This is a genomic window from Pseudomonas sp. RG1, assembly GCF_025910115.1.
Lineage (GTDB): Bacteria > Pseudomonadota > Gammaproteobacteria > Pseudomonadales > Pseudomonadaceae > Aquipseudomonas > Aquipseudomonas atacamensis.
Map to the genome: position 1 here is coordinate 136765 of NZ_JAPCIK010000006.1, position 14797 is coordinate 151561.

The following is a 14797-nucleotide window of genomic DNA, read 5'->3' on the forward strand; positions in this document are numbered from 1 at the left end:
TGTTAATTCAATAGGAGCGGGTCAGACCATCATCAGCAGCACGGCGACAAAAATGCTGCCGGCGGAGAAGGTCATGGTCCGAGACGACCAGGTGTTGAACCAACGTTGAAAGCTGGCGAGATCACGGGTCAGGGATGTGGGCTGGCGAGTCCAGGATTGTTGGTCGAGGCGGAAGAACACGTAGATCTTCACCAGGGCGCCAACGATCTGGTTGTAATACAGAATCGCCGGGTAAGCAGGGCCGATGCGGTGACCGGAACACGACAGCAACAGCGTCAGGATCAGGCGGGTGATGCCGATCCACAGCAGGTACACGAGGATGAACGCGGTGCCGTACTTGAAGCTGGCGATCAGTGCGACGGTCAGGCCGAGCAGCGAAGTCCACATCGACACGCGCTGGTCGAACAGCACCACCGAGGTGAATACGCCGAGGCGGCGGATACCCAGACCCAGTGCACGCGAGTTCTGGCGCAGGTTGTTGCCGTACCAGCGGAACATCAGCTTGCGGCTGGCCTTGATGAAGCTCTTTTCCGGCGGATGCTCAACGGTGTTGATCGCGGCGTCCGGCACGTAGAAGGTGTCGTAACCCAGGCGCATCAGGCTGAACCAGCTCGACTTGTCGTCACCGGTGAGGAACTTGAAGCGGCCCAGACGCCAGTGTTGCAGCGAGTCGCTTTCAACGTCGGCGATGAATTCCGGATTGGTCACCACGGAGGCTTTGAATACCGACATCCGACCGGTCATGGTCAGTACGCGCTTGGACAGGGCCATCGAGCACATGTTGATGTGGCGCTGGGCGAAACGCAGCTTGTGCCATTCGCTCATGATGTAGCCGCCGCGCACTTCGCAGAACTCGTTGGTGGTCAGGCCGCCGACATTGCCGAACAGCTGGAACCACGGCACGGTCTTGCGCACGACGCCTTCGCCGAGCACGGTGTCGCCGTCGATCACGGCCACCACGGCACGGTCGTCCGGCAGGTGGCGGGAGATTGCGCGGAAACCGAAGGCCAGACCATCGCGCTTGCCGGTACCGGGAATACGCACGAAGTCGAGCTTGACTCGCTCCGGCGGATTCATCCGTGCCCACAGCGCCTTGACCAGCAGCTCGTCGGACATTTCCACGATCGAGCAGACAATGGTGGTCGGCAGTTCGCAGTCGATGGCTTCGCGGATCACCGAGCTGTAGACCTGCGCGGTGGTCAGCGCGTCAATACGAAAGCTCGTGACCATCAGAAACACATGCGACGGATCGGCCGCTTTACCCAGCTTGCGTACTTTGCGACGCAGGTGCGGGTAAACGATGTAGAGAAAAATCATGCCGCGCACAAAGTGCGTTGCACCCATCGAGTAGCGCCAGATACCCACGGCGCCAATCAGGAAAATGAAGTCCTTCGACTCGGAGTCGAATGTGGACGTGGGCAGCATCAAGGCCAGGCCCATCAGCAGACTGAGATAAAAAAGCCAGCCGGCTGATTGCAGAAAAAAATGTTTGAGCTTGGTCATAACCGTCATCCGAAGGTGATGGAGGCTTCAAGCCGCAAGCGTGTTGCCTTTGCTTGCGGCTTGAAGCTTGAGGCTTGCCTTACCAGCAAATGCCTTCGGTGCGGCTACCGGCGCTGGTGGCCTTGGACATGAAGCCCACCAGGTCGATGACTTGCTTGCCCTGCGGCGCTTCCTGGGCCAGCGAACGGAATTTCTCGTCGCGGTTGCCGAGGATGATCACGTCGGAGTTGTCGATCACCGAGTCGAAGTCGGAGTTGAGCAGGGACGACACGTGCGGAATCTTCGATTCGATGTAGTCCTTGTTCGCACCGTGGACACGGGCGTATTCGACGTTGCTGTCGTAGATGCTCAGGTCGTAACCCTTGCCGATCAGCATTTCCGCCAGTTCGACCAGCGGGCTTTCGCGCAGGTCGTCGGTGCCGGCCTTGAAGCTCAGACCGAGCAGGGCGACTTTGCGTTTTTCATGGCTTTCAACGATGTCGAAAGCGTTCTGCACTTGCGATTCGTTACTGCGCATCAGCGAGTTGAGCAGCGGCGCCTCGACGTCCAGGGAACCGGCGCGGTAGGTCAGGGCACGCACGTCTTTAGGCAGGCACGAACCGCCGAAGGCGAAGCCCGGGCGCATGTAGTACTGGGACAGGTTCAGAGTCTTGTCCTGGCAAACCACTTCCATCACTTCACGGCCATCGACGCCGACGGCTTTGGCGATGTTGCCGATCTCGTTGGCGAAGGTCACTTTGGTCGCGTGCCAGACGTTGCAGGTGTACTTGATCATCTCGGCAACGGCGATGTCCTTGCGGATGATCGGTGCGTCGAGTTCTTCGTACAGCGATTGCAGAACGTCGCCTGAGGCGGTATCGAACTCGCCGATGACGGTCATTGGTGGCTGATCGTAGTCAGCGATGGCGGTGGATTCGCGGAGGAATTCCGGGTTGACCGCAACGCCGAAATCGACGCCGGCCTTCTTGCCGGAGCAGTCTTCCAGAATCGGGATGACCACATTGGCCACGGTGCCTGGCAACACGGTGCTGCGCACGACGATGGTGTGACGGGTGGTTTTTTCACGCAGGACAAAACCGATCTCGCGGCACACAGCCTCGATGTAGTTCAGTTCCAGGTCGCCGTTCTTTTTGCTTGGCGTGCCGACGCAGATCATCGACAGGTCGGTATCACGAATCGCCTCGGCGAAGTTGGTCGTGCCGCGCAGACGACCGGTCTGGATACCCTGTTGCAGCAGTTCGCCCAGGCCTGGTTCTACAATCGGCGATTTGCCGGCGTTAATCATGTCGATCTTGTCTTTGGCAACATCGACGCCAACTACGTCATGGCCCCGTGCAGACAGGCAACCGGCACATACTGCGCCAACGTAACCCAAACCAAATATGCTGATGCGCATCGCAATTACCTCTGTATATATCAGGCCTTAGAAGGCCGGAGTTAATGGTGTTCAGCGGTCACTAGTGCACTCGGAAGTGCGGCTTACAGGCGCCACAATGCCGTGTGCAGGCATACAAAGTTCCGAGTGTCTAATAAGTGCACTCAAGATGTGCGTAACTAGGCCTTGTTGTTATGACTTGCCCTGTTATGCAGCCGATCTTCCGTGCGGGAAGACTCTAGTGCAGTCGTGTAGCCTGCTCGACGTCCGGTAGGGAGCCGGTAAATCAAGCAGTTAGGTGCTCAGGCGAGCACGTTTATAGGGGCGCGGCCTTGGCCTTTGTAGGGGATATTAATGGTGCGTATCTCCTGTCCTTCGATTGTTTTGAGACTAGTTAGTCACTCAGGCAAGTTGCTGTGACAACTTGGTTACATGGCTATCAGCTCTGCGTAAGTTATCTCGTACAAACTCGGCGAGAATCGTTACCGGTGGTATGAGCAACGCATTTGGACATAGTTCCAGCCCGCTCATCGTGACAGCCGAAATTTTTTGAAATATTGATGAAGATGGCACTGGGTGCAAATTGATAGCACTAACGATTTCGCCCTTTAGTTATCGGGACGAAACCGGGGTCGATAGTTTTGTGCCACTACGGGTAAAAAATTTAGGTGCCACTACTGAAAAAAAACTTCAGTGTCGAGTGAAACTAAAATTAGAAAATAGAGTGTGGTTTTATTGGCGCCATGAATTTGGCGATATGTCGCGAGGGGATTTTGACTTCGGGCGGACTGCACGACTCCTGAGGAAAAGAGTCGTGCAAAGGGCATGCTTTATTCCGGGGCGTGGTCGCGCAAAAACACCAGATTGTCAGGTTTCGATTGTTCGGCGCTGTAGCGATAACCCTGGACATCGAATTGCTTGAGCTGAGCCGGGTCGTTGATGCGTTCCTGGATCACAAAACGGCTCATCAGACCGCGCGCTTTCTTCGCGTAGAAACTGATGATCTTGTACTGGCCGTTCTTCTGATCCTTGAACTCGGTATTGATGATCCGCGCCTTCAACGCGCTGCGCTTGACCGCGGAAAAGTATTCGTTGGATGCAAGGTTGAGCAGTACGTCATCGCCTTGCTCGGCCAGCGCTTCGTTCAGCCACTCGCTGATGCGCGTGCCCCAGAACGCATACAGATCCTTGCCACGGGCGTTGGCCAGTTTGGTGCCCATTTCCAGGCGATAGGGTTGCATCAGGTCCAGCGGCCGCAGCAGGCCATATAGGCCGGAGAGCATGCGCAGGTGTTTTTGCGCGTAATCGAATTGCGCCTCGCTGAAGGATTGCGCATCCAGACCGGTGTACACATCACCCTTGAAGGCGAGCAGGGCCTGTTTGGCGTTTTCCGGGGTGAAGGCCGGCGTCCAACTGCCAAAACGCGCGGCGTTGAGGCCACCGATCTTGTCGGACACGTGCATCAACTCGCTGATCTGCGCCGGACTCAGCTCGCGCAGCTGCTGGATCAGTTCCTGGGAATGGTCGAGGTACTGCGGCTGGGTAAAGCGCTGGGTCGCCGGCGGTGTTTCGTAGTCGAGGGTCTTGGCGGGGGAAATCACCATCAGCATGAAGTCGTCTCCTTTAATCGTGAGGGCGATTCTAGGGGGTTGTCCGGGTTGACTCCAGCTATCAAGCCCATAGGTGATCGACGGCTTAACTCAAACCCCTTGTGGGAGCGAGCCTGCTCGCGAAAGCGGATTTACATGATCGTTCCCACGCTCCGCGTGGGAATGCAGCCCGTGACGCTCTGCGTCACAGTCGTCGGACGCGGAGCGTCCGGGGAGGCGTTACCACGCAGAGCGTGGGAACGATCATCCGTGGCAGAGGGGGAACAGGACAGGATCAGCTATAGTGCCGCGCGGGTTTTGTTATGGAGACATCCCTTTGCGCATTGTTCTTTTGTTCACCGCGTGGCTGCTGAGCTTCGGCGCCATGGCGGCGCCCGGCGACGCGGCGACGCTGGATCGCACGACCTGGCCGGAGCAGCTCAGCAATCCGACCCTGTTCGACGTCGCGTCGCGGGCGGAAATCCTCATGTTCGCTCGCGGCCTGCTCGGCACCGAGTCCATCGACGAGGCAGCACTGGCCCAGCGCCTGGGCCTGCGCACGGTCAATATCGATGCGGTCAATCAGCTGCGCCAGCGCCTCTGGCAGCGCTTGCTCGCCAACTACAACCACGCCCAGCAAAGCTGCGATCAGGACGCCTCGTTCTGCTTCCTCGTCGAAGACCTGCCGACCCTGCGCGAGCAGGCGGCCAAGTTCGTCGTCAGCGACGACAGTTATTACACCAAGTGGGCCGAGCCGAGCCGGATCTTCCATTTGCAGTACCTCGACGAGTTGATGCGCAAGGCCGCGCTGTCGCCGCAAACCAGTAACGAATTCGATCGTCTCGGCGACTACGAGCGCAACGGCGACGACATGCACGACCGGCTGTTTCTGCTGACGTTCGACAGCGCCGCCAACGTGCAACCGGACAACACCGACTGGCTGGCCGAGTACCTGCGCAAGTCCAATCTGAGCGGAACGTTCTTTGTTCTGGGCAAGGATATTCAGGCGCGACTCACCGGCCGTTCGGTCAGCAGTCTGCAGGCGAGTTTCTCCCGGCAGTGCGTGGGCGTGCAGGGCTGGGAGTTCCGCTCCCACAGCCATTGGCAGGACTGGCAGGGTTCGGTGCGACGCAGCGCCGATCTGGTGAAGAACAAACTGCCGGAAAACTACGTGCCGCTGTTCCGTCCGCCGGATGGCCAGCGCCGCAGTGACGCGCAAGGTTTTTTCAATAGCCAGGGCCTGCAAGTGGCACTGTGGGACATCGATGCTCAGGACGGTGCCGGCAAGCTCAAGGGGCCGGCCAGCGCGCAGCGAGTGTTGACCCTGATGCTGCTGTGGCGGCACGGGGTGATCAATTTCAACATGAAACAGGATGCGGTGAAGACGTCGCTGCCGTGGCTGATCACCCAGACTGCGCAGAGCGGGATTGGCTGGGAAGACTGTCAGGACGCGTTTCGTTGAGAAATGAGAAAAAGCCCGTAAACATTGGACTTGGGGTGATTTTCAGGAGGAATTCGATGCAGGCGGACTTCCGACTTTAGCGGGGTACGGGGAGTCCGCCAAGGGCTTTTCGTCACTCTGCAAAATAAACTTAAAAAAACCGTCAAAGTGCTTTTTTATGTCATCGGTTTTGGAGTATTACGAAGACAGACCGCCGAAACCTGCGACACAGGTGGCGTCTTCCCAGACTCCTATTGTGTGCAGTTCATCCAGGCCCTCGTGGATGAATTCGGCAGTCACCTCGAGGCGCAGCACTGTCAAGGTATTGCGTCGAATGGCTCCCATAAAGGTGACCGAGTATGGATGATCACGGACGCAGCCCTTCCTCCAACCAGCCAATCCTGTATGTACTCGATACCAACGTATTGATTCACGATCCAAATGCCCTGCTGAATTTCGAAGAGCACCACGTCGCTATCCCGATGACCGTGCTGGAAGAGCTGGACAAGCTCAAGAGCGGCCATCACAGCGTGGCCGCCGAATGCCGTCAGGCGATCCGCCTGATCGACAAGACCCTGGGCGATGCGTCCCCCGAGGACGTCGAACTCGGTGTGCCGATCCAGCGCGGCAAGGGCGGGCCGAAAGGCTTGCTGTCAATTCTGATGAGCAAACAGGCCGAGTCGAACCTGATTCTGCCCGAGCACCTGAACGACAACAAAATCATCAACCAACTGATTGATCTGCACACCCGCGATCCGCAGAAACCGGTGGTGCTGGTCACCAAAGACATCAACATGCGCCTCAAGGCGCGCGCCTGTGGCATCGACGCCGAGGACTACAGCACCGACCAGTTGGTCGATGACGTGTCCCTGCTGCCCAACGGCTACCACAACATGACCGGCTCCTTCTGGGACCGCGTGAGCAAGGTCGAAACCCGTCAGGACCACGGCCGCACCTGGCATCAGGTGCAACTGATCGACAACCTGCCGGCCGTGCACATCAACGAGTTCATCATCGACGAGCAGGGCTTTGTCGGCTGGATCAAGGAAATCCAGGAAGACCGCCTGCTGATCCTCGACCTGCACCAGGAACCGCTGCTGCATCAGGAGGCCTGGGGCCTGAAGCCGCGCGACATCTATCAGAGTCTGGCGCTGTATGCGTTGCTTGACCCGGACATTCATCTGGTCAACCTGTCCGGCGCCGCCGGTTCCGGTAAGACCATTCTGGCGCTGGCCGCTGCGATCGAGCAGACCATGGTCAGCAAGCGTTACCGCCGCATCATCGCCACCCGCAGCGTGCAGGGTCTGGATCAGGAAATCGGTTTCCTGCCCGGCACCGAAGCGGAGAAAATGGAGCCTTGGCTGGGCGCCATCACCGACAACCTCGAAGCCTTGCACATGGATGACGAAAACACCCATGGCAGCGTCGACTACATCCTCAGCAAAGTGCCGTTGCAGTTCAAATCGCTCAACTACATTCGCGGTCGCAGCTTCCAGCAGAGCCTGATCCTGATCGACGAATGCCAGAACCTCACGCCGCACCAGATGAAAACCATCATCACCCGTGCCGGCGCCGGTTCCAAAGTGGTGTGCCTGGGCAACCTGGCGCAGATCGACACCCCTTACCTGTCCGCGACCAGCTCCGGGCTGACCTACCTGACCGAACGCTTCAAGGACTTCCCCAACGGTGTGCACATCACCCTGCAAGGGGTGCCTCGCTCGATCCTGGCCGAATACGCCGAATCGCATCTGTAACCCTTCCCACAAGACCGGGCGGCCCTTAAAGCCGCCCGGTTTTTTTATGGATGAATGCATATCTCCTGTGGGAGCGAGCCTGCTCGCGAATGCGGTGTATCAGTCGACATCTATAGTGAATCTGAATCCGCTTTCGCGAGCAGGCTCGCTCCCACAGGGGGCAACGGTGATTTCATAATCAGTGATGCGGATATCTGACCCACAGGTTTACAATCCACGCTCCTGATCAGGAGTAATCCCGTGCTGACTCATCTCGATTCCCAAGGTCGCGCCAACATGGTCGACGTCACTGAAAAAGCCGTGACGTTCCGTGAAGCGACGGCTCAAGCGCTGGTGCGCATGCTCCCTGAAACCCTGCAGATGATCGTCGGCGGCGGCCACCCCAAGGGCGATGTGTTCGCCGTGGCGCGCATTGCCGGGATTCAGGCGGCGAAGAAAACCAGCGATCTCATTCCCCTGTGCCATCCGCTGATGCTGACTGGCGTCAAAGTCGAACTCAGCGCCGAGGGTGAGGACAGCGTGCGTATCGTCGCGCGCTGCAAGTTGTCCGGGCAGACCGGTGTCGAGATGGAAGCGCTGACCGCCGCCAGCGTCGCCGCCCTGACCATTTACGACATGTGCAAAGCCGTCGACCGTGGCATGACCATCGAAAGCGTGCGGCTGCTGGAGAAAGTCGGCGGCAAGAGCGGCCACTTCCAGGCGGAGCAGCCATGAAACTGACCGTGAAATTTTTTGCCCGCTACCGTGAAGCGCTGGGCGTGGATTCGGTTGCGGTTGAAGGCGATTTCGCCACCGTCGATGACGTTCGCGCACTGTTGGCACAACGTGATGGCGCCGAAGTGCTGAGCGAGCAGAACCTGATGTGCGCACGTAACGAAGACCTCTGCCAGCTCGATGAGCCGGTGGTCGATGGCGACGAAGTGGCGTTTTTTCCCACCGTGACCGGAGGCTGAACATGGCGATTCGCGTGCAGGCCACGCCGTTCGATCCGGGCGCTGAAGTCAATGCGATGCACGCGGCCAATGTCGGCGTTGGCGCGGTGGTGAGCTTTGTCGGTTACGTGCGCGATTTCAACGACGGTCTCGACGTGGCAGGGATGTTCCTTGAGCACTATCCGGGCATGACCGAAAAAGCCCTCGGCAAGATCGCTGTCGAAGCTGAGCAGCGCTGGCCGCTGTTGAAACTGGAAGTGCTGCATCGCATTGGCGCGCTGGAACCGGGCGAACCGATCGTCTTCGTCGGCGCCGCCAGCGCCCACCGCCAGGCCGCATTCGATGCCTGCGCCTTCGTCATGGACTACCTGAAAACCCGCGCGCCGTTCTGGAAGAAAGAAAATACCAGCGATGGACCACGTTGGGTCGAAGGACGTGATAGTGATCATGCCGCCGCCGATCGCTGGAAGAAGTAATTCCTGTAGCGCCCTCCAGTCAGTCTTCGCGAGCAGGCTCGCTCCCACAATTGGAATGCGTTCCCCTGTGGGAGCGAGCCTGCTCGCGAAGTCATCATCTGCGACACCGAAAATCCTTCCTTCTCTACCCGATTGACGATTTGTACCTGAGAGTCCAGTATGGATTTCCAAGTACAAAAAAGCTTCTGTCTTGCAGCTATCAGCTTGCCGCTTGTAGCTGCTCTTCTTCGCCAAACCAACAACAACCCGCGAGAGAACGAACATGAAGAAACTCCCCCTCATCACCGGCCTTGCCTTCAGCTTGCTGGCCTGTACCAGCACCTTTGCCGCCGAGAAAACCTTGCGCATCGGCATTGAAGCGGCCTACCCGCCATTCGCGTCGAAAACCGACAAAGGTGAAATCGTCGGTTTCGACTACGATATCGGCAACGCCCTGTGTGCGCAGATGAAGGTCAAGTGCGTGTGGGTTGAAGGTGAGTTCGACGGGCTGATTCCTTCGCTGAAAGTGAAGAAGATCGACATGGCGCTGTCGTCGATGACCATCAATGAAGATCGCAAGAAGTCGGTGGATTTCAGCCACAAGTACTACTTCACTTCTTCGCGTCTGGTGATGAAGGAAGGCGCTACGGTGGATGATCAGTACGCCAGCCTCAAAGGCAAGAACGTCGGCGTGCAGCGCGCGACCACCACTGATCGTTACGCCACCGAGGTGTTCGAACCCAAGGGCATCAACGTCAAGCGCTACGGCAACAACGAAGAGATCTACATGGACCTGGCGGCGGGGCGCCTTGATGCGATTTTTGCCGACACCATTCCGCTCAATGACTTCCTGTCGATGCCGCGTGGCAAGGGTTACGCGTTTGTCGGGCCGGAGCTGAAGGATCCGAAGTACGTCGGCGAGGGTGCCGGGATTGCCGTGCGCAAGGGCAACGGTGAACTGGTCAGCCAGTTGAACCGCGCCATCGACGGGATTCGCGCGAATGGCGAGTACCAGAAGATTTCCGAGAAGTATTTCAAGACCGATATCTACGGCGATTGATCAAGCGCTTTCGCTAGCAGGCTCGCTCCCACAGGGGTAACGCATTCCAAATGTGGGAGCGAGCCTGCTCGCGAAGAGGCCGGGGCTGGCGATGCAAATCTTCAGCCCTTCAATTCCTTCAAATGCTTGTACACCGTCGCCCGCCCCATGTTCAGCACATTGGCCACGTAGTTCGAGGCGCTCTTGCCCTTGAACGCGCCTTCGGCGTGCAGCGCGAGCACCAGTTCGCGTTTGTGATCGCGGGTCAGCAGATTCAGGCTCAGCTGCCGCTCGCGCAACCAGGCGTGGAGGAAGGTGTTGATGCGCTCCTGCCAGTCATCACGGAACAGCGAGTCCGGCTGCGGAATCAGTTTGCTCGGTGACAGGAACAGGTCCAGCGCCGCCTTGGCGTTCTCGAACAGGGAAATATTCAGATTGATGCACAGCACCGCCAGCGGACGACCTTCGCTGTCACGCAGCACGGTACTCAGGCTGCGAATTTTCTGACCGTCCCAGTTGAGCTTTTCGTACGGGCCGATGTTCCTGTCGCTGACATCCTCGCTGAGCATGTCTTCCAGCGATGAATCGTCGCCGATCTCGCGCTTGGACAGGTTGTTGGCGATGTAGTCGACCTTCTGCGTACGCAGGTCGTGCAGCACCACCTCGGCGTGGGGGAAGAACAGCGTGGCGATGGCGTCGGCGATGGCGCGGAAGTTATCCAGCGCCGGATCGAATTCGGGGGCAGTCATGACAGTGGAGCTCCAGGCAGCGTCAGCGCCCCTTGTGCCGGGGCGCTGCGAGTGTGCCGCAATCTTTTCGACGAGTCGATGCGATCAAGCCAGTCGGGCCGGGGAGAGCATGGCGCTGTCCAGACCGAATTCATGCAGGTGCTCGGGAAACGGCTCGCCGCGCACCAGCGCCGCACTGGCTTGGCCCATCGCCGGCGACGTCTGGATGCCATAGCCACCCTGCGCGGCGACCCAGAACAGCCCCGGAACTTGCGGATCGAAGCCGCTGAGCAAATCACCGTCGGCAACGAAACTGCGCAGGCCTGCCCACGTGCGGGTCGGGCGGCGGATGGTCAGCGTGGTGGCCTCTTCGATCTGATAGATGCCCATGGCGATGTCGAGTTCTTCCGGCTGCACGTCGTGCGGTTCGACCGGATCGGCGTTGGCCGGCGAGCCGAGAAACATGCCGGCGTCGGGCTTCATGTAGAAGGATTCGTCGAGGCTGACCAGCATCGGCCAGTGATGAGTGTCCACGCCTTCCGGGCCGGCAAAGATAAATGCGGCGCGGCGTTTCGGTTGCAGACCCAGCGGCTGCGCGCCGGCCAGGGCAGCGATCTTGTCGGCCCAGGCACCGGCGGCGTTGATGAGCACCGGTGCGCTGAATGTCTCGCCGTTGGTCTGCACGATCCACAGGCCATCGGCATCGCGGCTCAAGCCGAGCACCTCGCAATCGGTGCGGACTTCGCCGTGATTGCGCCGAATGCCGCGCAGGTAGCCTTGATGCAGCGCGTCGGTGTCGATGTCGCAGGCCGATGGATCGTAGATCGCGCCGTGGACTTTTTCCCGGCGCAGGATCGGCAGGCGCGCGCAGGCTTCGTCGGCGCTGAGCAGTTGCATCTGCGGCACCGTGGCTTTGGCGCTGAGGTATTGGTTGTTCAGTTCGGCGGGATCACCGATGAAGTCGACGGTCATTTCGCCGCGTGGGGTCAGCAGCGGGTGCTCGCAAAAACCGCTCGGAGGACTGTCGAAAAACGCGCGGCTCGCCTGAGTCAGTGCGCGGACCTGTGCGGTGCCGTAGGCGGCGGTGTACAGCGCGGCGGAGCGACCGGTGGAGTGATAGCCGGGATGGGTTTCACGCTCGAGCACGATCACTTTGCCGTGCGGCGCCAGCCAGAACCCGGTAGAAGCGCCGGCAATCCCGCCGCCGATGATGATGAAATCTGCGTGGTTCATGTAGGTCTCCAGTGGGTACGCAATATCAAGGCGTTCGCTAGTCCCTTGTGGGAGCGAGCCTGCTCGCGAAAGCGGTGTATCAGTCGACATCTTCGGTGAATGTCAGACCGCATTCGCGAGCAGGCTCGCTCCCACAGGAGATTTTTGGCGTTAATGGGTTAAGTGATAAACCGCATTGGCGAGGGCGATGTCTTCCAGGCCCAAGCCGATTGAACGGAAGAACACGTGACGGCCGTAACCCGGGCGCTGCACTTTTTCGCTGAGCAAGTCGGCGAGGTCGCCAACAATCGAATCCTTGCTCCAGCCATGCTGTTCGGCGGCAATCAGCATCTCACCTGCCGAACCCGGCGTGGTCTGACGATAGTCGCAGAACACCTGCATGTCGTTGAGGCTTTGCGGCGGTACTTCATGGGCGCGCGGGGCGTTGGTGCTGATCGAGGTGATCAGCGCCGGTTTGTGCAGTTGCGCCGGATCGATCACCGGCCCGGCAGACGAGGTGCAGAGCATGATCACGTCAGCATCGGAGATGGCGGTCTCGCGGCTGTCGGCAATCTTCAGTGACGGCGCGATGGACTTCAACACAGTCTGTGTTTCCGCATCTTCCAGCAGCGATGGCGAATACAGGCTGATGCTCTGCCAGTCGCGCAGCGCCTTGGCGTAATGCAGATGCGCCTGAGCGACCTTGCCGCTGCCGATGATTGCCAGTCGCTGGGCGTCCAACGGGGCGAGGGCGTCGACCGCCACTGCCGTGGTCGCGGCGGTGCGCACGGTGGTCAGTTCGCCGGCATCACAGAGCAGCAGCGGCTGGCCGGTTTTCATCGACATCAACAATGTCCATGCCGTCACCAGCGCACCCTGCTCACGGACGATGTACGGCGAAGTCTTCACTCCGTACACGCCATCCTCGGCCAGCACGCCCAGATAATTGATGAAGTCGCCGGCGCCCTGCGGGAACTCGACCCATTGCTGCGCCGGCTGCACGGCGTTACCGGCCGCCAGATCGCGGAACAGCTTGCGCAGGATTTGCGGAACATCGATACGCGCCAATAGCTCATGGGCCTGGGCTTGATCGATCACATAAGGCGTACCGGACATTTCGCGCTCCAAAACCAAACTTATTTTTCCATTATGGACTTTTAGTTCTGGCGAGCAACCATCGGGCATAAAAAAAGCGCAGTCCGTTTCCGGCTGCGCTTTCTCATATAGCGGAGCTTACTGCGGACGCTTTCGCTCAACCGCACGCAGCAGATGCGTCGGCGGGGTTTCGCAGCTGATCTTGCGACCAAGCTTTTCTTCGATGGACGGCAACTGGTAGGAATCGTCCTCGCCGGCAAAGCTGATCGACACACCGTCAGCGCCTGCGCGACCGGTACGGCCGATGCGGTGCACGTAGTCGTCCGGCACTTCCGGCAGGGTGAAGTTGATCACGTGGCTGATGCCGTCGATGTGGATGCCGCGACCGGCGACATCGGTGGCCACCAGCACGCGAATCTTGCCTTCGCGGAAACCTTCCAGAGTCTTGATGCGCTTGTGCTGCGGTACGTCGCCGGACAGCTGCGCGGCGTTGATGCCGTCACGCACCAGACGCTCTTCGATGCGGCGTACTTCGTCCTTGCGGTTGGCAAACACGATGACCCGCTCCCAACCGTTGTCGTTGACGAGGTTATAGAGCAGTTTGTATTTGTCGGCAGCGGCCACGGCGTAGATGTGCTGCTCGACGTTCTCGTTGGCGACGTTGGTGATTTCGATTTCGACGATGGCCGGGTCGGTGGTCCATTGCTTGGCCAGATTCATCACGTCTTCGGTAAAGGTCGCGGAGAACAGCAACGTCTGGCGTTCGGACTTCGGCGGGGTCTGGCGAATGATCTGCCGTACCTGCGGGATGAAACCCATGTCCAGCATGCGGTCGGCTTCGTCCAGGACCATTACTTCAACCATGTCCAGATGCACGTCGCCGCGCTGGTTGAAGTCGAGCAAGCGGCCCGGCGTGGCGACGAGGATGTCGCAATGACGTGCTTCGAGGTGCTTGAGCTGTTTGTCGAAATCCATGCCGCCGACGAACGTCATGACGTTGAGGCCGGTGTACTTGGTCAGGTCAGCGGCGTCCTTGGCGATCTGCACCACCAGTTCGCGGGTCGGCGCGATGATCAGCGCGCGCGGTTCGCCCATGTAGCGCTCTTTCGGCGGCGGCGTCTGCAGCAACTGAGTGATGATCGAGATCAGGAATGCGGCGGTCTTGCCGGTGCCGGTCTGCGCGCGGCCAATGGCGTCTTTGCCGGCGAGGGTGAAACCCAGCACCTGCGCCTGGATCGGCGTGCAGTACGGAAAGCCCAGGTCCTGGATGGCGTGCATCAGTTCCGGAGCAAGCTTGAAATCGTGAAAGCGGGTTTTGCCTTCCTGCGGCTCGACGACGAAGTCTTCGAGTTTCCATGGAATGACCGGTGCCTTGGGCTTCGGTTCGCGACGTGGCCTGGCCGGTTTCGGCGCTTCGCTGGGTGCAGGCTCTACGGCAATTGGCGCTGGCGCAGCGGGTATTTCTTCTGGCTTCGGTGCGGCTGCGGGAGCGGGGCGGTCGGCCTGCGGGGCATCGGTGCGATGACCGGGGGCGTGCGACGGCGCACTGGGAACTGGCGCGAGCTGCTCAGCCTCGCTTTTACCGAACATCTTCTTGAGTGCTTTGAGCACGGTCATCTCATCAGTTGGTTAAGGAATGTACGCCGGCCAGTGTAATGCAAGAATCGGGCGCGG

General features: G+C 59.4%; 14 protein-coding genes. 6 read left to right on the forward strand and 8 right to left on the reverse strand.

Annotation, left to right across the window (positions count from 1 at the left end; genetic code table 11):
* Positions 1-21 precede the first annotated feature (21 nt).
* From alg8 to yaaA, 3 genes are all read right to left on the reverse strand, one after another.
* Complete coding sequence (gene alg8, locus OK411_RS05705) at positions 22-1503, reverse strand: mannuronan synthase (protein ID WP_161806094.1); 1482 nt, start codon at positions 1501-1503, stop codon at positions 22-24.
* Between the two features lie 79 nt (positions 1504-1582).
* Positions 1583-2899, reverse strand: a complete 1317-nt coding sequence (locus OK411_RS05710) for a nucleotide sugar dehydrogenase (protein WP_016771595.1) — start codon at positions 2897-2899, stop codon at positions 1583-1585.
* An 809-nt stretch (positions 2900-3708) separates the two neighbouring features.
* A complete protein-coding gene (yaaA, locus tag OK411_RS05715; protein WP_016771594.1) occupies positions 3709-4488 on the reverse strand; it encodes a peroxide stress protein YaaA in 780 nt (259 codons plus the stop codon).
* Positions 4489-4852: 364 nt separating this feature from the next.
* Here yaaA and OK411_RS05720 point away from each other — a divergent pair, with 364 nt between their 5' ends.
* A complete protein-coding gene (locus tag OK411_RS05720; RefSeq protein ID WP_413694506.1) occupies positions 4853-5929 on the forward strand; it encodes a polysaccharide deacetylase family protein in 1077 nt (358 codons plus the stop codon).
* 177 nt (positions 5930-6106) lie between these two features.
* Here OK411_RS05720 and OK411_RS05725 read toward each other — a convergent pair whose 3' ends face one another.
* On the reverse strand, positions 6107-6253 hold the full coding sequence (locus OK411_RS05725) for a hypothetical protein (protein ID WP_264364559.1): 147 nt from the start codon (positions 6251-6253) through the stop codon (positions 6107-6109).
* Positions 6254-6267: 14 nt separating this feature from the next.
* Between OK411_RS05725 and OK411_RS05730 the strand changes: the two genes are divergently transcribed.
* From OK411_RS05730 to OK411_RS05750, 5 genes are all read left to right on the forward strand, one after another.
* Complete coding sequence (locus tag OK411_RS05730; protein WP_024011685.1) at positions 6268-7662, forward strand: PhoH family protein; 1395 nt, start codon at positions 6268-6270, stop codon at positions 7660-7662.
* 240 nt (positions 7663-7902) lie between these two features.
* Positions 7903-8376 (forward strand): cyclic pyranopterin monophosphate synthase MoaC, encoded by a 474-nt coding sequence (moaC, locus tag OK411_RS05735; protein WP_264364560.1) that lies wholly within the window; start codon positions 7903-7905, stop codon positions 8374-8376.
* Positions 8373-8615 (forward strand): MoaD/ThiS family protein, encoded by a 243-nt coding sequence (locus OK411_RS05740; RefSeq protein WP_016771591.1) that lies wholly within the window; start codon positions 8373-8375, stop codon positions 8613-8615. Before moaC ends, OK411_RS05740 begins: the two co-directional genes overlap by 4 nt.
* A gap of 2 nt (positions 8616-8617) precedes the next feature.
* Positions 8618-9070: a molybdopterin synthase catalytic subunit MoaE gene (gene moaE / locus OK411_RS05745; protein ID WP_016771590.1), complete on the forward strand. Its 453-nt coding sequence runs from the start codon at positions 8618-8620 to the stop codon at positions 9068-9070.
* A gap of 262 nt (positions 9071-9332) precedes the next feature.
* A complete protein-coding gene (locus OK411_RS05750) occupies positions 9333-10109 on the forward strand; it encodes an ABC transporter substrate-binding protein (RefSeq protein ID WP_264364561.1) in 777 nt (258 codons plus the stop codon).
* A 101-nt stretch (positions 10110-10210) separates the two neighbouring features.
* Here the strand turns inward: OK411_RS05750 and OK411_RS05755 are convergent, their stop codons facing one another.
* The 4 genes from OK411_RS05755 to rhlB form a co-directional block, all read right to left on the reverse strand.
* Positions 10211-10837: a transcriptional regulator gene (locus OK411_RS05755; RefSeq protein ID WP_122610760.1), complete on the reverse strand. Its 627-nt coding sequence runs from the start codon at positions 10835-10837 to the stop codon at positions 10211-10213.
* An 84-nt stretch (positions 10838-10921) separates the two neighbouring features.
* On the reverse strand, positions 10922-12049 hold the full coding sequence (locus OK411_RS05760) for an NAD(P)/FAD-dependent oxidoreductase (RefSeq protein ID WP_122880348.1): 1128 nt from the start codon (positions 12047-12049) through the stop codon (positions 10922-10924).
* A gap of 150 nt (positions 12050-12199) precedes the next feature.
* A complete protein-coding gene (locus tag OK411_RS05765; protein ID WP_264364562.1) occupies positions 12200-13144 on the reverse strand; it encodes an ornithine cyclodeaminase family protein in 945 nt (314 codons plus the stop codon).
* 117 nt (positions 13145-13261) lie between these two features.
* On the reverse strand, positions 13262-14740 hold the full coding sequence (gene rhlB, locus OK411_RS05770; protein ID WP_016771585.1) for an ATP-dependent RNA helicase RhlB: 1479 nt from the start codon (positions 14738-14740) through the stop codon (positions 13262-13264).
* Positions 14741-14797 lie beyond the last annotated feature (57 nt).